The 19,449-nt window shown below is 54.5% G+C and carries 19 protein-coding genes and 1 other RNA gene; 7 read left to right on the top strand and 13 right to left on the bottom strand.

Translation table 11 applies throughout. The features are described from left to right. Positions 1-22 precede the first annotated feature (22 nt). Positions 23-703, top strand: coding sequence for a fumarylacetoacetate hydrolase family protein (locus ABLW18_RS03815; RefSeq protein ID WP_347823536.1), 681 nt, complete (start codon positions 23-25; stop codon positions 701-703). Here the strand turns inward: ABLW18_RS03815 and ABLW18_RS03810 are convergent. The 5 genes from ABLW18_RS03810 to ABLW18_RS03790 form a co-directional block, all read right to left on the bottom strand. Further along, on the bottom strand, positions 700-2,280 hold the full coding sequence (locus tag ABLW18_RS03810; protein ID WP_347823535.1) for an ABC transporter ATP-binding protein: 1,581 nt from the start codon (positions 2,278-2,280) through the stop codon (positions 700-702). The two genes, ABLW18_RS03815 and ABLW18_RS03810, sit on opposite strands and share 4 nt — an antisense overlap. Then, positions 2,277-3,389 carry an ABC transporter permease gene (locus ABLW18_RS03805; RefSeq protein WP_347823817.1) on the bottom strand — a complete coding sequence of 371 codons (1,113 nt, stop codon included), beginning with the start codon at positions 3,387-3,389 and terminating at the stop codon, positions 2,277-2,279. The genes ABLW18_RS03810 and ABLW18_RS03805 overlap by 4 nt, the downstream gene beginning before the upstream one ends. Further along, complete coding sequence (yejB, locus tag ABLW18_RS03800; protein WP_347823534.1) at positions 3,389-4,468, bottom strand: microcin C ABC transporter permease YejB; 1,080 nt, start codon at positions 4,466-4,468, stop codon at positions 3,389-3,391. Before yejB ends, ABLW18_RS03805 begins: the two co-directional genes overlap by 1 nt. 1 nt (position 4,469) lies before the next feature. Next, positions 4,470-6,335 (bottom strand): extracellular solute-binding protein, encoded by a 1,866-nt coding sequence (locus ABLW18_RS03795; protein ID WP_347823533.1) that lies wholly within the window; start codon positions 6,333-6,335, stop codon positions 4,470-4,472. A gap of 204 nt (positions 6,336-6,539) precedes the next feature. After that, complete coding sequence (locus ABLW18_RS03790; RefSeq protein WP_347823532.1) at positions 6,540-7,058, bottom strand: cytochrome c family protein; 519 nt, start codon at positions 7,056-7,058, stop codon at positions 6,540-6,542. Between the two features lie 119 nt (positions 7,059-7,177). Here ABLW18_RS03790 and ABLW18_RS03785 point away from each other — a divergent pair, with 119 nt between their 5' ends. Continuing rightward, the gene (locus ABLW18_RS03785) at positions 7,178-8,008 is read left to right on the top strand and encodes a prephenate dehydratase (protein WP_347823531.1); all 831 of its coding nucleotides are present in this window, start codon (positions 7,178-7,180) and stop codon (positions 8,006-8,008) included. 137 nt (positions 8,009-8,145) lie between these two features. On the opposite strand, the gene ABLW18_RS03780 is transcribed toward ABLW18_RS03785, so the two are convergent. Continuing rightward, a complete protein-coding gene (locus ABLW18_RS03780) occupies positions 8,146-8,367 on the bottom strand; it encodes a hypothetical protein (RefSeq protein WP_347823530.1) in 222 nt (73 codons plus the stop codon). A gap of 170 nt (positions 8,368-8,537) precedes the next feature. Then, the gene (nudC, locus tag ABLW18_RS03775; protein ID WP_347823529.1) at positions 8,538-9,509 is read right to left on the bottom strand and encodes an NAD(+) diphosphatase; all 972 of its coding nucleotides are present in this window, start codon (positions 9,507-9,509) and stop codon (positions 8,538-8,540) included. Positions 9,510-9,597: 88 nt separating this feature from the next. On the opposite strand from nudC, the gene ffs reads away from it, so the two are divergent. From ffs to recR, 4 genes are all read left to right on the top strand, one after another. Beyond that, an RNA gene (gene ffs / locus ABLW18_RS03770) (signal recognition particle sRNA small type) lies at positions 9,598-9,696 on the top strand. Between the two features lie 99 nt (positions 9,697-9,795). Next, a complete protein-coding gene (locus ABLW18_RS03765) occupies positions 9,796-11,583 on the top strand; it encodes a DNA polymerase III subunit gamma/tau (RefSeq protein ID WP_347823528.1) in 1,788 nt (595 codons plus the stop codon). A 68-nt stretch (positions 11,584-11,651) separates the two neighbouring features. Beyond that, positions 11,652-11,996, top strand: coding sequence for a YbaB/EbfC family nucleoid-associated protein (locus ABLW18_RS03760; protein ID WP_044049076.1), 345 nt, complete (start codon positions 11,652-11,654; stop codon positions 11,994-11,996). A gap of 16 nt (positions 11,997-12,012) precedes the next feature. After that, the gene (recR, locus tag ABLW18_RS03755) at positions 12,013-12,606 is read left to right on the top strand and encodes a recombination mediator RecR (protein WP_347823527.1); all 594 of its coding nucleotides are present in this window, start codon (positions 12,013-12,015) and stop codon (positions 12,604-12,606) included. Positions 12,607-12,679: 73 nt separating this feature from the next. On the opposite strand, the gene ABLW18_RS03750 is transcribed toward recR, so the two are convergent. From ABLW18_RS03750 to ABLW18_RS03740, 3 genes are all read right to left on the bottom strand, one after another. Then, the gene (locus ABLW18_RS03750) at positions 12,680-13,438 is read right to left on the bottom strand and encodes a DUF1013 domain-containing protein (protein ID WP_347823526.1); all 759 of its coding nucleotides are present in this window, start codon (positions 13,436-13,438) and stop codon (positions 12,680-12,682) included. Between the two features lie 182 nt (positions 13,439-13,620). Further along, positions 13,621-14,589, bottom strand: a complete 969-nt coding sequence (locus tag ABLW18_RS03745) for an NAD(P)H-quinone oxidoreductase (protein ID WP_347823816.1) — start codon at positions 14,587-14,589, stop codon at positions 13,621-13,623. A gap of 36 nt (positions 14,590-14,625) precedes the next feature. Further along, positions 14,626-15,306, bottom strand: coding sequence for a COQ9 family protein (locus ABLW18_RS03740; RefSeq protein ID WP_347823525.1), 681 nt, complete (start codon positions 15,304-15,306; stop codon positions 14,626-14,628). 102 nt (positions 15,307-15,408) lie between these two features. Between ABLW18_RS03740 and rpsU the strand changes: the two genes are divergently transcribed. Next, positions 15,409-15,609 (top strand): 30S ribosomal protein S21, encoded by a 201-nt coding sequence (gene rpsU / locus ABLW18_RS03735; protein WP_044049067.1) that lies wholly within the window; start codon positions 15,409-15,411, stop codon positions 15,607-15,609. Positions 15,610-15,687: 78 nt separating this feature from the next. Here rpsU and ABLW18_RS03730 read toward each other — a convergent pair whose 3' ends face one another. The 3 genes from ABLW18_RS03730 to ABLW18_RS03720 form a co-directional block, all read right to left on the bottom strand. Next, a complete protein-coding gene (locus ABLW18_RS03730) occupies positions 15,688-16,146 on the bottom strand; it encodes an Lrp/AsnC family transcriptional regulator (RefSeq protein ID WP_347823524.1) in 459 nt (152 codons plus the stop codon). Positions 16,147-16,330: 184 nt separating this feature from the next. Continuing rightward, positions 16,331-18,724: a phenylalanine--tRNA ligase subunit beta gene (pheT, locus tag ABLW18_RS03725; RefSeq protein ID WP_347823523.1), complete on the bottom strand. Its 2,394-nt coding sequence runs from the start codon at positions 18,722-18,724 to the stop codon at positions 16,331-16,333. Further along, positions 18,724-19,449 carry a type 1 glutamine amidotransferase gene (locus ABLW18_RS03720; RefSeq protein ID WP_347823522.1) on the bottom strand — a complete coding sequence of 242 codons (726 nt, stop codon included), beginning with the start codon at positions 19,447-19,449 and terminating at the stop codon, positions 18,724-18,726. Before ABLW18_RS03720 ends, pheT begins: the two co-directional genes overlap by 1 nt.

The following is a 19,449-nucleotide window of genomic DNA, read 5'->3' as shown; positions in this document are numbered from 1 at the left end:
AAATTTGCCGCATCCATGGCACATGACAGATCTTATATTTCCGATCCCGACGCCCAGCATCAAAGTCTCAGGACGACCCGAGCGCTTTGCGGTGCGGCGCATTTTCTGCGTGGGCCGCAATTACGCCGAACATGCCAGGGAATTTGGCAATGATGAGCGCGATCCGCCGTTCTTTTTCACCAAGCCAGCTGATGCGGTTGTCCCAGGCGGCGCCGCTTTGACCTATCCAAGCTTAACGCAAGACCTACATCATGAGGCGGAACTGGTGGTCGCCATAGGCACGGGAGGGCGGGATATCATCGCCAAGAACGCCGCATCCCATATCTTTGGCTTTGCATGTGGCAATGATTTGACACGCCGCGATTTACAAGCAGTTGCAAAATCTCAGCGCCGCCCTTGGGATATGTCCAAAGCGTTTGATGAGAGCGCCGTAATCGGCGAGATTGTCCCCGGGCAGAGCTTCTCCCCAGATGCCGCAATCCGCTGCCGCGTCGATGATCAGCTGCGCCAAAATGCAAAAATTGGAGATATGACCTGGCCCGTCACAGATGTTATCGCGGCCCTGTCAAGCCATGTAACCCTCGCAGCGGGCGATTTAATTATGACAGGCACGCCAGCCGGGGTTGGACCCGTGGCCAAGGGTCAGACTTGCTGCGTTGAAATTGATGGGCTACCCGACGCAAAATTTTGCTACACAGTTTAACCCAAGGCCGCCGCCAACAGCGTTTGGGTATAGGGATGTTTTGGGGAATCAAAGATGTCCTGCGCCGCGCCATGTTCTAAGATATCGCCATCCTTCATCACCAACATTCGATGCGACAGCGCGCGCACAACCTTCAGGTCATGGCTGATGAAGAGATACCCAAGCTGATATTTTTGCTGCAAATCGCGCAATAGATTGACAATCTGCACCTGAACGGTCCGGTCGAGCGCCGAAGTCGGCTCGTCGAGTACAACAAATTTCGGCTTTAAAATCATCGCGCGGGCAATGGCGATACGCTGACGCTGCCCACCAGAAAATTCATGGGGATACCGGTCCATCGTGTCCGGATCCAACCCCACTTCGCGCAGCACAGATGCCACCGCCTCGCGATGGTGACTGCGGGTGGTACGGCTGTGAATCTCAAGACCCTCTGAGATAATCTCCATCACCGACATACGCGGGCTGAGGCTGCCAAAAGGGTCTTGAAATACGATCTGCATATCACTGCGCAACGGGCGCATTTGTCGCCGATTGAGGCCATCGATGTCCTGACCCAGAAAGGAAATCCTATTTTCTGACACGATAAGTCGCATCACCGCAAGGGCTAGCGAGGTTTTCCCAGAGCCAGACTCTCCTACTACCCCCAAGGTCTCCCCCGCCCGCACCGACAGGCTTGCCGCATTGACCGCCTTCACATGCCCGACCGTACGGCGCAAAATCCCGCGTTGAATAGGAAACCAGACACGCAGCTGATCGGTGCAAAGCAACTCTGGGGCATCGTCCGCAACCGGCGTGGGCGCTCCTATGGTCTCTGCATCAAGCAGCATTTTGGTATAAGCGTGGCTCGGCGCATCAAAAATTTGAGCGCAGGGTCCAGTTTCCACCACTTCCCCCTGGCGCATCACGACCACACGATCAGCGATTTTACGCACGACGCCCAAGTCATGAGTGATGAACAAAAGGCTCAGCCCCTCACTGCGCTGCAAATCGGCCAAGAGCTCCAAAATCTGTGCCTCAATCGTCACATCAAGGGCGGTGGTTGGCTCATCGGCGATCAGCAATTGCGGTTCATTGGCCAAGGCCATTGCGATCATCACCCGCTGCCTTTGCCCACCAGACAGCTGATGTGGATAGGATTTGAGCCGGATCATCGGATCGGGGATGCCGACCTTGTCGAGAAGCTCAACAATGCGGTCCTGCAAGGGATTCCCGCGCAGACCTTGATGCACCGAAAGGCTCTCACCAAGCTGTTTTTCTATTGTGTGCAGCGGGTTCAAAGAGGTCATCGGCTCTTGAAAAATAAAGCTGATATCATTGCCGCGAATGCGTTGGAGACTGTCCTCTGGCGCGCCAATCATCTCTTCGCCTCGATAAAGCACAGAGCCGCGCGCAACGGCACTTTCCGGCAGAAGATCGACCGTGGCCAAAGCGGTCACAGATTTGCCAGACCCAGATTCGCCCACCACAGCGACAGTCTCCCCCGTGCCGACGTGAAAAGACGTATTGCGCACCGCGGATATCGCGCGACCGTCTTGGTGGAAATCAACCGAAAGGCCACGAATTTCGAGCAGACTCATTGGAACACTTTGCGCGGATCAAAAGCATCGCGCACCCCTTCAAAAATAAAAACCAAAAGCGACAACATGATGGTGAAAACAAAAAAGGCGGTAAAGCCGAGGTGCGGAGATTGCAAATTCAGCTTTGCCTGCTGTGTCAGTTCCCCCAGGGAGGGCGAAGAGGATGGCAGGCCGAAGCCCAGAAAATCAAGACCTGCCAGAGTTGAAATGGCACCTGTGACAATGAAAGGCAGGAACGTCAGCGTGGCCACCATCGCATTTGGCAAGATATGGCGCATCATGATGGTCCAATCGCTCACCCCGAGCGCTTCTGCTGCGCGCACATATTCAAAATTACGCGCGCGAAAAAACTCTGCCCGGATTAAACCCGTAAGCGCCGGCCAGCCAAAGATAATGGACAAGGTCGCCAAAAGCCAAAAGCTGCGCCCCAATATGGCAGTCATAATAATGATAACGTATAGCGAAGGCAGGGCAGAGAAAATTTCGAGGAACCTTTGGAACAAAAGATCCGTCCAGCCCCCAAAGTATCCCTGGACCGCCCCGGCAATTATGCCGATGATAGAGGCGAAAACAGTTACCACCAGCGCGAATACGATCGAAAGGCGGAAGCCATAAATGACTCGCGCCAGCACGTCTCGGGTGGTGTCATCTGTACCCAGCCAATGGGAAGAATCTGGCGGTGACGGGGCAGCGCGCCCCAGATCATTCGGTGTATCATAGCTATAAGGCACAGGCGGCCAGAGCATCCAGCCTTGGTAAAATTCCACCACCTTAGCCCCAAATTCTCCCGCATCTATGGCCGCAATGGTCCCCTCGGGATCGTCAAAACAGATCTCTAAACCGCCAGAACGGATCAGGCATTGCACCTCTGGGTCGCGATAGGTTGCTTCGGTTTGGAAATCACCCCCAAAGGCCGTTTCAGGGTAAAACTGTGTCACAGGCATGAACAGCTCGCCGCGATAACTGACCAATATCGGTTTGTCATTGGCGATAAATTCCGCGCATAAGCTGAGGCCAAAAAGCAGCGAGAAAATCCAAAAAGACCAAACTGCCCGACGGTTTTTCTTAAAATTATTGAGGCGGCGGCGGTTAAGAGGGGAAAGTTTGATCATCCACGGGCCTCAAAATCAATCCGCGGATCAATGATGACATACATCAGATCCGACAATATTCCAACGATTAGCCCAAGCAGGCCAAAGGCGAATAAAGTGCCAAACATTACCGGATAATCGCGCGATATTGCCGCCTCAAAACCAAGACGGCCAAGGCCATCCAGAGAGAAAATGGTCTCGATGAACAAAGAGCCCCCGAAGAATACGCCAATAAACAAGCTTGGAAATCCGGCGATCACGATCAACATTGCATTGCGAAAGATATGGCCAAACAAAACGCGGTTCTCAGTCAAACCTTTCGCACGGGCGGTCACGACGTATTGCTTCCGAATTTCGTCAAGGAATGAATTTTTGGTTAAAAGCGTCAGCGTAGCAAAGCCAGAAATCACAGAGGCGAAAATCGGCAGGGCCATATGCCAAAAATAATCGCCAATCTTTGCCAAAAGGCTCAAATCCTCAAAACCATTTGAGGTCAGACCGCGCAGCGGGAAGATCTGCCAATATGAGCCACCAGCAAAGAGTACCAAAAGTATGATGGCGAAGAGAAACGACGGGATGCCATAGCCCACGATCACCAAAGCACTTGTCACCGTGTCAAATGTACTGCCATCACGCATGGCCTTGCGGACCCCCAGGGGGATGCTCACCAAATAGATGACCAGGGTAGACCATAGGCCCAAAGAGATCGACACAGGCATTTTTTCCAGCACCAAATCCACCACCTTGATGGAGCGGAAATAGCTTTCACCAAAATCAAACTGCATATATTTCCACATCATGCGGGTGAAGCGCTCTAAAGGCGGTCGATCGAGACCGAATTCTCGCTCCAATTGTTCAATATATTCCTGCGGCAAACCGCGCGCGCCGGCATATTGATCATTGCCCACGCTTTCGCCAATGCCTGCGTCATCTCCGCCAGTGATGGCGGCGAAGACGTCCCCTTCACCTTCCAGCTGCGCCAAGACCTGCTCCACAGGTCCACCTGGGACAAATTGGATTAGGGCGAAATTGACGACCATCACCCCCAGAAGGGTGGGGATGACCAGCAATAGCCTGCGGATAATATATGCAACCATATTAGTTTAACACACCTGCGGCTTCCAACTTGGCGGCTTTTTCTGCATCAAACCACCAAAAATCCAGCTCGCCACGAGCGAAGGGCGGCAGCGGTTCGGGATAGGCATATTGATCGTAATAGGCGACCGTATGCACCGCTTTGAACCATTGCGGGATCCAGAAGCGTTTGGCGCGCAATACGCGGTCAAGCGCGCGTATATTGGTGTTCAGCTCTGCTTTGCTTTTCGCCCGCACAACTTTTTCAATCAGAGCATCGACCGCGGGGTCAGAAAGGCCCATCAAATTACGGCTGCTTTGATCCATTGCCTTAGTGCCAAAATATTGCTCCAAACCCGAAGAAGGCTCAAAACTCATACGCATCGAGTGGGTTGTGACATCAAAATCATAGGCACGGGTGCGTTCACTTTCCTGCGCCGTATCCACACGGTTGAGGCGCGCATCAATGCCGAGAGCTTTCATATTTTCGATCATGGGATTGGTGATGCGGTCAAAAGCCGGCGAGCTGTCGAGTACCTCAAGAGTGAAAACCTGCCCATCTTTTTCGCGCATCCCACCACTGTTGACGCGCCAGCCCGCCTGATCCATCAGCTTCGACGCACGGCGCAGGTTTTTGCGATCCAATTGCCGCGCGCCTGAAACCGGTGCCATGACCGCCTCATCCATGAGGATATCGGCGCTCAACAGGCCCTGATCCACCAAAGGTTGCAGCACAGCCCGCTCACCCTCACTGGGCGCGCCTGTCGCCTCAAGCTCAGAGTTGCCCCAAAAAGACTGCACCCGATCATATAGAGCATAGAATAACTGCGCATTGGACCATTCGAAATTAAACATCATTCCCAAGGCCTCACGCACCCGCCGATCTTGGAATTTTTCGCGGCGCAGGTTGAACACATAGGCCTGCGCCCTGGCCAGATTGCCATCGGGCAATTCAGCTTTCACCACATGCCCCTCGTCAATGGAGGCAAAATCATAGGAGGTGGCCCATTGCTTTGAGCTATTTTCAGATCGGAATGTATACAAACCACCCTTGAACCCTTCGAAGGCCGCGGCGGAATCTGCAAAATACTCCACTCGAATACGGTCAAAATTATTCCGGCCAATATTAATTGGAATAGCTTCGCCCCAATAGTCATCGCGGCGGGCATATACCATACGCTGGTTCACCTCATAGCTGTCCAGCACATAGGGGCCGGTGCCGATGAAAGGCGTCAGAGAGGACTCGTCCAACCGCGCGTCATTGCTTTCGAACCAATCCTTTGAGAACACGGGAATGCTGCCAGCCAAATTAACCACATCCCGGCGTGGCGCATCTTCTGTGAAGATGAATTTGAGTCGCAACGGGGATAGGATCTCAATGTCTGCCACCATGCCAGACACAGCCGCGCGGTAGGAGGGCAAGCCCTGCTCCATAAACAAATTAAAGGTAAATTTCACATCCGCTGCCGTCAAAGCCGAGCCATCAGAAAACTGCACATCGTCGCGCAGGGTAAAAATGGCCCAATCGAGACTTTTGGGGTATTCAACGGTTGTACAGAGGAAACAATAGCTCGCGGTTGCATCATCGGCAAAAGAGGTCATGACGGTTTCAAACGGGATCGACGAAAGCGCGGCCTGATTGCCCTTGCGGGCATAGGGGTTGAAACTGTCAAAGGTTCCAAAAAACCATTGCGAAATTTCTCCGCCCTTGGGCGCCTCCGGGTTCACATAATCCAAATGCGCAAAATCCGCCGGATATTTCAAATCACCAAAATAAGAATAGCCGTGACTGACAATGACCGGATCATGCGCCTCAGCGGCAAGCCCGCCAGCGCTCGTCACAACCAGAGCTGCGCCCAATACAAGACTGTTACAAAACCCCAAAGCCATCTGCCTACCTCACTGCCTTTACCAAACCCACGAACACAGCTTAACTTAGAGGTTTTTTCTCAATTGCGAAGGGGGGTCGCGCATTATTTTTAGCAAACCTATGCCGGTGCGGGCGCGTCTAGCCGCTCAAGCGCTCAAAGGGCCGCCCAAAGGCAGCCCTAACCCGCTCAGGTGCGCAGCGCTGCACCTGTGATATCTTTGCAATTAATCGCTGATAGTCTCAAGATAGGCGATTAAATTCGCGCGATCTTCTGGCTTAGACAAGCCATTGAAACTCATTTTTGTGCCTGGTGCGTATTTGGACGGCTTGGTCAAGAAACCATCAAGGTTTTCAGCGCTCCAAGTCTCTGCCACGGCCACGAGGCTTCCAGAATACCCGAAGCCGTCAACCGAGCCCACAACCCGATCAACAACAGCATAAAGATGCGGCCCAACACCATTGGCGCCAGCCTCTAATTTGTGGCAAGCGGCGCATTTCTTAAAGACTTTAGCGCCTTTCTCAAGGTCAGCTGAGGCCAGGAGATCTTCCAACATGGGACCATCATCGGCTTCCGCCACTTCTTCTTCATCACCGCTATCGGTCTCAATCCAAGCAACCCCATGGTATTCTCCATGGTGCGCAGGGCTATAAATTTTGTCAGCAATCCAGCCGCCAAGAACCAGAACAAGCAAAGCCGAACACAGGGCGGCTGCAATTTTGGTCAAAATCATCGTGTCAAACATGTCGCGATCCATCATTACAATTGGGTTGTATCCCTCTAGTCCCTTCCCCCCCTGTCGTGCAAGGTGTAGTTGGCGCGACGAAACGACCTTTTTCGCGGAATTTGCTCAGGAGACGCTAAATGACCCAAAAAATCGCCTTCCAAGGAGAACTCGGCGCCTATTCTCATGAAGCCTGTGTCGCCTCTCGGCCCGATCATGAGCCCCTCCCCTGCGCAACATTTGAAGATGTTATCGCAGCGGTGAAAACTGGAGCGGCGGAATTTGCCATGCTTCCGGTGGAAAATACCACCTACGGACGCGTTGCCGATATGCACCGGTTGCTGCCCGAAAGCGGCCTATTCATCAACGACGAAGTCTTTGTGCGCGTGCGGATCAGCCTCTTGGCTCTGCCCGGCGTGGCGCTTAGCGACATCAAAGTGGCGCGCGGACATTTGGTGATCTTACCGCAATGTCGGAAATTTTTGGATGCCCATGGCATCCGTGGTGAAGCCGCGGCCGATAACGCCGGGGCCGCCGCTGATATTGCCGCGCGCGATGAACGCACCGCCGCAGCGCTGGCCTCTGAATTGGCCGGCAGCATTCACGGCCTGGAAGTCGTCCAAAAAGACGTTGAAGATCAATCTTATAATACAACACGCTTTTTGGTGATGTCTGCGCAAGACCGGCCAGAGCGGCGCACAGATAAGATGCTGACCAGCTTCGTTTTTCAAGTGCGCAACATCCCCGCGGCACTTTACAAAGCCATGGGCGGCTTTGCGACCAACGGGGTGAACATGATCAAATTGGAAAGCTACATGCTGGGTGGCGCCTTTCGCGCAACGCAGTTTTATGCCGATATTGAAGGCCATCCCGATGATCCCGAGGTGAAACGCGCCTTCGATGAGCTGGCATTTTTTACCGATATGATTCGCGTCTTGGGCACATATCCGGCCGATCCGGGCCGGCCTTAAGCGCTGCTGACCTGAACGGGGCCGCATATTTTTGCGGCGCGATCACGAAGCCGGGATTTAAATTTCCGGTCAAATGAGCCTTTTGCAAAACGCATGGATTGTAGCAAAAGCTGCGCCAAGAGGTTTTTTGGCTTCATTTAAACGGAAACCAACAATCGGGAGCGGTTTGGTGCCAAGGTCAGAACCGAAATCACCACATCCCCCGTCAGACCATCCGATTCGTTTAACAGGCAGAGACGCTCCGGCGCTTGCACCTCCGTCACCAAACAGCTCAGTTTTCGCGCACGGCCGCGGAATTTGAAATCAATCTCCCAAGCCATGCCCGGCCCCACCACTGGTCGATCATCCACCCGCCGCATTTCAACGCCGCGTTGCTGCACCGTGTGTTATAAGTGCCCATGATCGCAGAGAGCGGCAAAGACCACCGGCGCAGGTGCTTATATATCTTAATGGCTTGAGAACTTCATCAGCTGCCTTGGCGTTAATAATTTTCACACATGTTATCAATTCGATTCACTTAAACCTCCCGTTAGTCTAAATGATCAGCAAGCCAATGTTCCAGTAAAAAATGCGCAATCGCACCTTTTCGAGCTGGTTTAATCTCAGGGTGCACCCCCTCAAACACATCCAACATCTCTTCACGGCTAACCCAAAGAGCGTCTTCGATCTCTTTCGGATCAATTATTATGTCCGCATTCAACGCCTCACCGGCGCAGCCAAACATCAAAGACGCAGGAAAGGGCCAGGGTTGGCTGGCCAGGTAACGCACCCGCCCGACGCGAATGCCAGATTCTTCAAACACCTCACGACGCACAGCAGCCTCCAATGTCTCACCGGGTTCCACAAACCCAGCCAACAGCGAATACATCCCGACTGGCCAGGCGTGCGAGCGCCCCATCAATACGCTATTTCCACGCGTAATCAACATGATAACGACCGGATCTGTTCGCGGAAAATGTGAGCGGTTGCACGCCGGGCAGTTGCGCTGCCAGCCGGCCATCGCCAAGTTGGAGGGCGCGCCACATGTGCCGCAAAACCCATGGGTTCGGTGCCATTCCAAAAGCCCACGCCCGGTGGCGGCCAATTCCGCATGGCGCGCGGATAATTGCGTCATAACCGCCCGCAATTCGGCAAAATACTCGCCATCTGTCAAAGCCGGATGCTCCTGCTGCGACGGATCAAGAAAGGCATTCAGCGTTTCGGCCAGCTCTTCTGGCTCCCAAATGGAGATATCCGCCAAAAACAAAGGCTCTTTCGCCTCATTCAGCCCCAAAAAGACCAGAGATTCGGCGGCGCTGCCCAAGGCTGGATGATCCAAATCCACCCAAGCCAATCCGAGCAGGCCTTCCGCTTGATCCTGCACCAGAGGCTTTCCACGCCAAAACAATGTGGTCTTGGCCGCAGGATGCGCCTGAAGCACCGCCTGCGCTTCGAGGCCGCGCAATTCTGCAGCGCGGTTGAGCGCAGACCCCCCAAAAATAACGTTTTCCGCATGGCGCATGTGCTCGATCCCAACTTTTTATCTCTGCTGCATTCAATTCGCACCAGCGATGAATTGCAATGTCAATTCCAAACCCCTATACAGCCCAAGAGAGGTTGGCGCGGGCAAGTGCCTCGCCAACCTGGTCAGATCCGGAAGGAAGCAGCCACAACGAGCCCCACTTGGGTCGATGTCCAACCTCTCACCCTTCCCATCTGGCCCGCAACAAGTTCCAATATCCCATTCGGGGTTTGCTGGACCAATGCCGGCGCTGCCTATAACATCTGAGCAGGATTCGAGGTACATCATGACCGACACCGCTGCATATCAAGTTTTAGCGCGCAAATACCGACCAGAGACCTTTGCCGATTTGGTTGGGCAGGAGACGATGGTCCAAACCCTGCGTAATGCTTTTGAAGCCGATCGCATCGCCCAGGCCTTTGTCATGACCGGCATTCGCGGAACCGGAAAAACCACCACTGCGCGCATCATTGCCAAGGGCATGAATTGCATCGGCCCCGATGGCACCAGCGGCCCGACCGTCAACCCCTGTGGCAGCTGCGAGCATTGCACGGCCATTATGAAGGGTCGCCATGTGGATGTTATGGAGATGGATGCCGCCAGCCGCACTGGCGTTGGCGACATTCGTGAAATTATTGACTCGGTTGCCTATCGTGCCGCCTCAGCCCGCTACAAGATCTATATCATTGATGAGGTGCACATGCTGTCGAGCAACGCTTTCAATGCGTTGCTCAAAACCTTAGAAGAGCCACCTGCGCATGTGAAATTTATCTTCGCCACCACAGAAATTCGTAAAGTCCCTGTGACTGTACTGTCGCGCTGCCAGCGATTTGATCTGCGGCGTATTGAGCCGGATGTCATGATCGCGATGCTGCAAAGAATTGCGACGGCAGAGCGTGCTGAGATCACACAAGACGCGCTCGGTCTCATCACACGCGCCGCCGAAGGATCGGCGCGTGATGCGCAATCGCTGCTCGATCAAGCCATTTCCCACGGTGCCGGGCAAACCACTGCAGATCAAGTCCGCGCGATGCTGGGTCTGGCGGATCGGGGGCGGGTTTTGGATCTGTTTGATCTAATTTTGCGCGGTGATGCGGAAGGCGCCTTGGGCGAACTCTCTGCGCAATATGGCGCCGGGGCCGATCCGATGGCGGTGCTGCGCGACCTAGCGGAGGTCAGCCATTGGGTCAGCGTCATTAAGATCACACCGGTTGCTGCCGAGGATCCGACGGTTTCGCCCGATGAACGAAACCGAGGGCTGGTCATGGCAGAGCGTCTGCCCATGCGCGTGTTGAGCCGGATGTGGCAAATGCTGCTCACGGCCCTCGAAGAGGCCGGGCGGGCGCCCAATGCGATGATGGCTGCAGAAATGGCGTTGATCCGCCTTACCCATGTAGCCGATTTGCCCACGCCAGATGAATTGATCCGAAAGCTGCAAAACACACCCGTGCCGTCACCAGAGCCCCAAATTGCCGGCACTGCTGAAGGAGTGGGCGGGGGCACGCGCCAAAGTGGTCCGGCCTCTCCCCCGCAAGCGGCCACCCCATCTGCCTATGCCACAGGCACGCCCCCGAGGGCGCAAGGGTCCAGCGGCGCGACAGCGACCGCCGCCCATAGCCAGCCAGCTTTAGAGCAAACACTCGCGCGCTTTGCTCGATTTGAGGATGTATTGGATCTGATCCGCCATCACCGAGACGTAAAACTCTTGGTTGATGTGGAAACCAGCTTAAGATTGGTGAGCTATAGCCCAGGCCGGATTGAATTCGAGCCAACCGAAACTGCCGCGCGCGATCTGGCCCAACGGCTCGGCACCCGGCTGCAAACCTGGACTGCGCAGAGATGGGCCGTGTCCATTGGCACAAATGGCGCCAGCACCATCGCTGAGATACGCGATGCGGCCGCCCTTGAGCTCAAAGAGCAAGCCAAGGGTCACCCTTTGGTACAAGCGGTCCTTGTCGCTTTTCCCAAGGCACAGATCAGCGACATTCGGACCGCAAAAGCGATTGAGGCAGAGGCACAGATTGAAGCCCTGCCGGAGGTCGAAGATGAATGGGACCCCTTTGACGACGATTAATCCACTGCCAATGCCCCAGCGCTGCGCTGCGGGCCGCTTTTACAACACGCGCAACAAGAGGTGACACAATGCTAAACGGTCTCGGCGGCCTTGGCGACATGGCCAAGATGATGAAAACAGCTCAGGAGATGCAAGGGAAAATGACCCAATTGCAGGACGACCTGGCCAATATCTCCGTCACAGGTGAAAGCGGCGCCGGGCTGGTGACCGCGACGGCCAATGCCAAGGGCGTATTGACCGGTTTGAACATTGATGCCAGCATTTTCGACCCTAATGAAAAAGAAGTGGTCGAAGATCTAATCCTTGCCGCCATTAAGGACGCACAGGCCAAAGCAGCAGACCGATCCGCATCCGAAATGAAGGCCCTGCAGCAAAGCCTTGGCCTGCCAACGGATATGAAACTCCCCTTTTGACCCTTAGGCCATATCAATGAGCAACAGCAGCAAAGACCTCGAACATTTGATCGAATTGATGGCTAAGCTGCCGGGGCTTGGGCCACGTTCTGCGCGGCGCGCGGTTTTGCATATGATCAAAAAACGTGCCCTGTTGATGACGCCTCTGGCGGATGTTTTGGCTGAAGTGGCCGTCACCGTCCGTGAATGTTTGAATTGCGGCAATATCGGCACCGCCGATACCTGCGACATTTGCCAAAATCCCAAACGCGAGAATGGTGAGATTTGTGTGGTGGAGGAAGTCTCTGACCTTTGGGCCATGGAGCGCAGCCATATGTTCAAAGGCCGCTACCATGTGCTGGGCGGAACCCTTTCGGCACTTGATGCCATTGGTCCTGATGAACTGCGCATTCCTCGGCTCTTACAAAGGCTCCGTGACGAGAATGTCTCTGAGGTGATTTTAGCACTCAATGCCACCATCGACGGGCAAACCACCGCCCATTATATCGCCGATCAATTGGGCGATGTGCGCGTCTCAACCCTGGCGCAGGGTGTGCCGATCGGCGGCGAGCTGGACTATTTGGACGACGGAACGATCACAGCGGCCCTCAAGGCACGCAAATCACTTTAAGTGCAGATGCGCATCGGGCAAAATAAAGGCGGCCGAAGCCGCCTTGACCGTTCTTATGCTAAAGTCACTGAGTTCAACCGGGCTGTTCTTCGCCGTCGCCGCTTGGCAGATTGAAAAAACTGTCAGCATCCAATAGGTCACCATGCTGGCGCTCGTTCTCATCCTCTTCCTCTGGCGCATCGGCCAGGGTGAAGGTTTCCAGACCAGAGATAGCAGCTGGGATGCGCGGCTCTTCGGGCATGCCAAGGCTTTGCTCGGTGCTGACCAAGCGGCGGCGCTCGTCGTCAGACATCGCCTCACCGTCACGCAATTTCTTGGCATTTGCCTTTTGCACCAAAGCATCCAACTCTGACTGCTTGCACAGGCCCAAGGCCACCGGATCAATCGGATTGATGTTGGTAATGTTCCAATGGGTTCGCTCACGAATCGCCTGAATGGTTGGCTTGGTTGTCCCGACCAGTTTCGAAATTTGACCATCAGACAGCTCCGGGTGAAACTTAACCAGCCAAAGGATTGACGCCGGGCGGTCTTGACGCTTGGACAGCGGCGTATAGCGCGGACCACGGCGTTTTTCTTCGCCGACCGCAGCGGCATAATACTTCAACGTCAGCTTATGCGTTGCATCGGCCTGGGCTTTATCCAGTTCTTCTTGGGTCAACTGATTGTTGGCAATTGGATCGAAGCCTTTCACGCCCGCAGCCACATCCCCATCGGCAATGCCTTGAATTTCAAGCTCATGCATGTCAACAAAATCAGCAATCTGTTTGAAGCTGAGGATTGTATTGTCCACCAGCCACACTGCGGTGGCTTTTGCCATAATTGGTTTCGCCATTTCGGCCTCCATCTTAAACTTTAATTCCAGACATAGCTTGCTCAACGCCTCGCGGCGGTCCCAGGTTTTGCCGGGACGAGTTACCATGTTTGGGGAACTTGCGAGCTTTATAATCACTTGCGCAAGAAAGGGAAAGCCCCCGCAAGACCCTCAGCACTTATTTCTGATCCAAGTCCCAAAGTTCAAATTTCCAAAACGATTTTGCCAATATGCTGGCTGGCTTCCATATGCATGTGAGCCTCACGGGCCTCGACCAGTGGAAATGTGCTGTCGAGCACAGGGGCGATGCGTCCTGCGGCGAGATGCGGCCAAACCTCATCGCGCAAGGCCTGAGCAATTTTAGCCTTGGCCAAATCACTTTGCGGTCGCAGAGTCGAGCCTGTTAAAGTCAATCGGCGGGTCATCATTTGCACCATATTGAGGTCCACCTTCGGACCCTCCAAAAAGGCAATTTGTACCAACCGCCCATCATCCGCCAAGGCTTTGAGATTGCGTTGAATATACGATCCGCCAACCATATCAAGAATGAGGTTCATACCTCCATAGGCTTTGAGCACCTCCTCAAAGACCTGATGGCGGTAATTTATCGCACGCTCTGCCCCGAGATCCTTACACGCTTGGCATTTCGCCTCAGATCCTGCGGTCGCAAAAACCCTTGCCCCAAATAAATGCGCCAATTGAATGGCCGTTGTTCCGATACCCGATGAGCCGCCATGCACCAAAAATTTTTCACCTGCCTGCAATGCACCGCGCTGAAAGACATTGGAATAGACGGTGAAATAAGTCTCCGGCAGACATGCGGCTTGCTTCAAGCCCATCCCCCGCGGAACAGGCAAGCAATGGCGTGCCGAGGTGGTGACAAATTCCGCATATCCGCCACCGGGCAATAGCGCACAGACCTCATCGCCAACGGCCCATTCGGTCACGCCTGCGCCAACTTCGGCAATATGCCCAGCCCCCTCTAGCCCGGGCAAATCGCTGGCACCTGCGGGTGGGTTGTAAAGGCCTGCACGCTGTAGCGCATCCGGCCGATTGACCCCAGCATAGGACAAGGCAATCATCACCTGCCCATGGCCTGCGCGCGGGCGGGGGCGCGTGGTGGCTTGCAACACATCTGGGGCGCCGGGCGCCGTTATTTCAACAGCCGTCATTTGGGACATCGTGGCCCTCCTTCATAAATTTCCAGACTAAAACTTCGACGCGCGCCCTGGCAAATCATCGCGCATCTGGGGGGCTTTGATTTTCCCCAGAAGCCAAAGCGGCCCCGCCAAAGCGGCGCTCAGAGGTTTGTTGTCGCGAATCTTGGCTTTGGCGATTTCGATTTGCATGACATTCTCAATGCGCCGATCCAAAAACGACCAGGTCGCCACATGATCCGGGCTCTCATCCCCCAGCCAAAACAAAACCGTCGCGCCATAAACAGCACTTAAGGTCGCGCGCTTTGAATACCAATTCACATCGCGTGAGCTATCGCCCAAAAAATCCCAGATGTGATCAGCCGTCCCCCAAATCAAGCTGGCACCTTCGCCCGCATGATGCGGCAAAGCAAAGAGCGCGGTGGCGCGCCTCACCGCCTCTTTATCCGCAATAGCTTCAAGTCGCAGCCGCACCGCCAATGTAATTTTTTCTCTAATTCTCAAAGACACAGTAGATGAATTCTTATAGGCTGCGCGCATGTCCGCATCACCCTGGCGATGATATGCGACGGCCAAATCGAGCGCACCGCGCGGCGCGATCATGGCTGCAAAGGCCGGGTCCATTTTCAAATCCGCCACGGCGCAGTCAAAACTGGTTTGCGACCAGCCATCAAACACCACATGAGGCAGGATCGCTGCAAGAAGTTCTGATAAATGTTGTTCGACTTTCATGGATCCCCCAAATATCTCGCCGCTAGACAAAGCAACAAGCCTGCGCTAGTGAACAGCCTCCTGCAATTTTGCAATTTAAACTAGAAAGGTGGTGAAAACCACATGCAGGTTAGTGTTCGCGACAATAATGTCGATCAGGCCCTTCGGGCTTTGAAGAAAAAACTACAACGAGAAGGTGTATTTCGTGAAATGAAGCTCAAGCAACATTTCGAGAAACCCTCCGAAAAAAATGCGCGCGAGAAGGCCGAGTCCATCCGTCGCACCCGTAAACTGGCGCGTAAGAAAGCTGAACGTGAGGGGTAAATGATGTAAATCATTGCTCTGGGCTACGCGCCCCAAAACACATGAAAACCCCCGCGTTACGTGGGGGTTTTTTATTGCCTATAGCGGTAGTGCGGTGGTTTTGAACACGGTGCGCAGTGCAAAGCTCGACTGCATTTGTGCGACACCGGGCAACTTCGCCAGAAAGGTCCGGTGGATTTTAGCAAAATCATCCGTGTCTTTCGCCACGACTTTGAGCAAATAATCTGCGCTGCCAGCCATCAAATGACATTCCAAGACATCGGGAATCAGCGCCACCGCTTTTTCGAAGGCGACTAAGACATCGTCCGTCTGTCCGCTCAAGGTAATCTCCACAAATACTGTCGTTCGGCGATCCACTTTCCGCGGATCCACCAGCGCCACATAGTCGCGGATATAGCCTTCCGACTCCAAACGGCCGACCCGCCGATGACAGGCGGAAGCCGACATATTAACCTGATCGGCTAAGTCCGAATTCGATATGCGGCCTTTGACCTGTAAAACCGATAATAATCGACGATCTGTAGCGTCTAGTTTCATAACTTCGCCAAATGTCCTAAACTGTCGCCAAATGCGGGATGTTTCGACAACCCTAGGCCCAAATATCCGTGATCACAACAGTTCAATAAGGCCCAAGGCGCAACACCTTGGGCTCGAGGACTAGGAACATCACAAATATGCAAAAATCCCAAACCTGACGCTAAAGGCCAGGCTTTGGCAAGTGTCACCCGCGCAGGCTGCCGCCGGTGGCTTTAGTCACTTTCGCGACAATTTTTTCGGCAACCGCCTCAATATCCGCATCTTTCAATGTCGCGCCCTTAGGCTGCAAACGAACTGTCACCGCTAGAGACTTCAACCCAGGCGCCAAAGAGCCACCGGAAAACTCGTCAAAGACGCGCACCTCGTCAATCAGGACCTTATCTGCCCCTTTGGCAGCATTCACCAAGGTGATCGCCTCCACCGATTGATCCACCACAAAGGCAAAATCTCGCTCCACCACTTGCAAATCAGAGATGTTCAATGCCGGGCGTGTCGCCGATTTGGATTTTGGCACTGGAACATTTTTTGTATGCACCGCAAAGGCCACGACCGGACCCTTTAAATCCAAAGCCGCAAGAACCTTCGGATGAATTTCACCAAAGCCGGCCAGAGAGGTCTTGCCCAATGCCATGCGGGCGGATCGGCCCGGATGCCACCATTCGGAAAGTCCGCGCTGAAACTGCACCTTCGCGGGGGCGCCAAGAGCCTGTAGCACCGCTTCAACATCCGCCTTTGCGTCATAGATATCGACCGCGCGGCGCGTGCCATGCACATCTTTCGGGCCGGTGTGGCCAACTAAAATGCCACAAGCCAATGTCTCTTGATCCTCCGGCTCGCCACCATGCCACACGGGGCCCACTTCGAACAAAGCCATATCCGAAATACCGCGCGCTTGGTTGCGCGCCGCTGCCTGTAGCAGACCGGGCAAAAGTGACGGGCGCATATGGCTCATCTCAGAGCTGATCGGATTTGAAAGCATCGTTGCATCCGCACCCCCGCCGAACATGTCCGCCGATTTACGGTCAATAAAGCTATAGGTCACGCATTCATTATACCCTAACGCGGCAATCATGCGCCGAGCGGTTTGCTCGCGGGTCTGTGACAGAGACAACATTGGCTTCGGCACGCCCAAATCCACTCGCGCCAAGGGCTTGCCCACAAGTTTGGTCAAGGAGGCCATGCGCGCCACTTCTTCCACCAAATCCGCCTCGCCCATCACGTCGGGCCGCCAGCTTGGCACATGCGCCATATCACCCTCAAGACGGAATCCAAGATCGGTTAATGTTGAGCGCTGCATCCGCTCTGGAATGTCCATACCCACGAGCGACTTAACCCGCTCCACATCCAACTTGAAAGCCCGTTCGGTATTGGGCACAGCGCCCGCTTGAATAATCTGGGAGGCCTCGCCACCGGCGTGATCCACGATCATCCGCACCGCATGTTCCAACCCTTCAAGAGTGAAGGCTGGATCCACTCCGCGCTCAAACCTGTAGCGAGCATCAGAATTAATCTGCAACGCACGGCCAGCATAGGCAATCTGCACTGGGTTCCAATAGGCCGATTCGACGAACACATTGACCGTATCGTCGGTGCATCCTGTGTCAGCACCGCCCATAATGCCAGCGATACTTTGCGCGCCCGTGTCATCGCTGATTACCATTTGACCTCCAGAAAACTGATAGGTTTTCTCGTCCAGCGCCGCGATTTCTTCGCCGCCTTGGGCACGGTGCACCCTTAAATTTCCAGAGAGTTTGTCGGCATCAAACACATGCAACGGCCGGTTGCGATCCATGGTGAAGAAATTGGTGACATCCACCAAAAAACTGATAGGCCTCAGACCGATCGCCCGCAATGCCTGTTGCAACCAATCTGGACTCGGATCGTTTTTGACCCCACGAATGACGCGGCCACAGAATATCGGACACCCATCTAATGTGTCCTCATCAATCAAAACTGCGAAATCACTGGTGAACGAGGTCGGCACGGGCGCCACATCGCGATCTTTCAATTTGCCCAATCCACGCGCGGCCAAGTCGCGGGCAATGCCCCGCACGCCCAGGGCATCAGGACGGTTTGGTGTAATCGCGATCTCAATGACCGGATCCACGCGCTCCAGATCATTCTGCGCGAGCCACTCGGCATAGCTTTGTCCCACCTCACCAGACTCCAGCTCAATGATCCCATCATGCTCGTCGCTCAGCTCCATCTCACGTTCGGAGCACATCATGCCATAGCTCTCAATACCACGAATTTTGCCAACACCAATCGTGGTATCAATACCCGGAACATAGACCCCCGGCGGCGCCACCACGACCGTAATGCCTTCACGCGCATTCGGGGCACCGCAGATGATTTGCGTCACACCGCTCGCGGTCTCCACCTGGCAGACACGCAGCTTATCCGCATCCGGGTGTTTTTCCACCTGAATGATTTTGCCAATCGTGAAAGCCGCCAGCTTAGCCGCTGGGTTATCAACCCCCTCCACTTCCAGACCAAGGTCGGTCAAAACATAGGTGATCTCATCTAAGCTCGCTTGGGTCTCTAAATGGTCTTTCAACCAAGACAGTGTGAATTTCATTACTTTGCCCCTGTGGTTCTGTGGCGCGATGTGACATGTGCCAGCCAGTTTTGCAATTCCAACGTCCGAGTTGCAACAGATAGATCGCCCTGCCCGTCCCGTTGTTCGGTCTCCGGCATTGATTTTCCACTGTTCGCAAGCCAAGCCGCGACGTCTGCTTGTGAAAATTCAGGATGATACTGCGTGCCCCAAAAGCTGATATCTGAGGTTTCGTAAGCAAAGGCCTGCACCGGGGAATGGGCGTTACGCGCCAAAATACAGGCCCCAGACGGTAGGCGCTGCACCTCATCGCGGTGCACCGTGGGCACGCGAAACTGGCTTGCTCGACCCTGCATCATAGCGTGCCCACGCCCAACATCGGTCAGAGTGACGGCTTCCGCCAGCCCGAATTCATCGCCATGAAGCGAGGCGGCGCATTGGCCACCCAGCATAAAAGCTGCCAGCTGCATGCCGTTGCAAGACCCCCAAATCGGCACCTTCCAGTGGGTCACTTGCCGCCAGAAGTCTCGCAAAACCCATCCCTCAGGTGCGTCTACGCACCAACTCACAGCTGACCCGGTGAACACCACCCCATCAAACGCGCCGTCAGGCAGAGCCTGCCCCACATAGGGCGCGCAAAAGCTGCAAGTAATCTGCCGCGAAAGTGCCTGCAAGACCGCAGCAAATCCAGGCCCCAAAGCCGGCATTCCCGGCCCATTGCAATCGACAATCAAAATCCGGGTCAT

It is taken from the genome of uncultured Planktomarina sp. (assembly GCA_943788425.1).
Taxonomy (GTDB): domain Bacteria; phylum Pseudomonadota; class Alphaproteobacteria; order Rhodobacterales; family Rhodobacteraceae; genus Planktomarina.
The sequence above is the reverse complement of the archived record's forward strand: the minus strand, read 5'-3'. Positions and strand labels throughout refer to the sequence as shown.

Excerpts from the sequence above, each read along its gene's own strand:
- ABLW18_RS03815 (WP_347823536.1), top strand. The coding sequence starts at position 23 with ATGACAGATCTTATATTTCCGATCCCGACGCCCAGCATCAAAGTCTCA.
- ABLW18_RS03810 (WP_347823535.1), bottom strand. The coding sequence starts at position 2,280 with ATGAGTCTGCTCGAAATTCGTGGCCTTTCGGTTGATTTCCACCAAGAC.
- yejB (WP_347823534.1), bottom strand. The coding sequence starts at position 4,468 with ATGGTTGCATATATTATCCGCAGGCTATTGCTGGTCATCCCCACCCTT.
- ABLW18_RS03795 (WP_347823533.1), bottom strand. The coding sequence starts at position 6,335 with ATGGCTTTGGGGTTTTGTAACAGTCTTGTATTGGGCGCAGCTCTGGTT.
- ABLW18_RS03790 (WP_347823532.1), bottom strand. The coding sequence starts at position 7,058 with ATGTTTGACACGATGATTTTGACCAAAATTGCAGCCGCCCTGTGTTCG.
- ABLW18_RS03785 (WP_347823531.1), top strand. The coding sequence starts at position 7,178 with ATGACCCAAAAAATCGCCTTCCAAGGAGAACTCGGCGCCTATTCTCAT.
- ABLW18_RS03780 (WP_347823530.1), bottom strand. The coding sequence starts at position 8,367 with ATGCGGCGGGTGGATGATCGACCAGTGGTGGGGCCGGGCATGGCTTGG.
- nudC (WP_347823529.1), bottom strand. The coding sequence starts at position 9,509 with ATGCGCCATGCGGAAAACGTTATTTTTGGGGGGTCTGCGCTCAACCGC.
- ABLW18_RS03765 (WP_347823528.1), top strand. The coding sequence starts at position 9,796 with ATGACCGACACCGCTGCATATCAAGTTTTAGCGCGCAAATACCGACCA.
- ABLW18_RS03760 (WP_044049076.1), top strand. The coding sequence starts at position 11,652 with ATGCTAAACGGTCTCGGCGGCCTTGGCGACATGGCCAAGATGATGAAA.
- recR (WP_347823527.1), top strand. The coding sequence starts at position 12,013 with ATGAGCAACAGCAGCAAAGACCTCGAACATTTGATCGAATTGATGGCT.
- ABLW18_RS03750 (WP_347823526.1), bottom strand. The coding sequence starts at position 13,438 with ATGGCGAAACCAATTATGGCAAAAGCCACCGCAGTGTGGCTGGTGGAC.
- ABLW18_RS03745 (WP_347823816.1), bottom strand. The coding sequence starts at position 14,589 with ATGACGGCTGTTGAAATAACGGCGCCCGGCGCCCCAGATGTGTTGCAA.
- ABLW18_RS03740 (WP_347823525.1), bottom strand. The coding sequence starts at position 15,306 with ATGAAAGTCGAACAACATTTATCAGAACTTCTTGCAGCGATCCTGCCT.
- rpsU (WP_044049067.1), top strand. The coding sequence starts at position 15,409 with ATGCAGGTTAGTGTTCGCGACAATAATGTCGATCAGGCCCTTCGGGCT.
- ABLW18_RS03730 (WP_347823524.1), bottom strand. The coding sequence starts at position 16,146 with ATGAAACTAGACGCTACAGATCGTCGATTATTATCGGTTTTACAGGTC.
- pheT (WP_347823523.1), bottom strand. The coding sequence starts at position 18,724 with ATGAAATTCACACTGTCTTGGTTGAAAGACCATTTAGAGACCCAAGCG.
- ABLW18_RS03720 (WP_347823522.1), bottom strand. The coding sequence starts at position 19,449 with ATGACCCGGATTTTGATTGTCGATTGCAATGGGCCGGGAATGCCGGCT.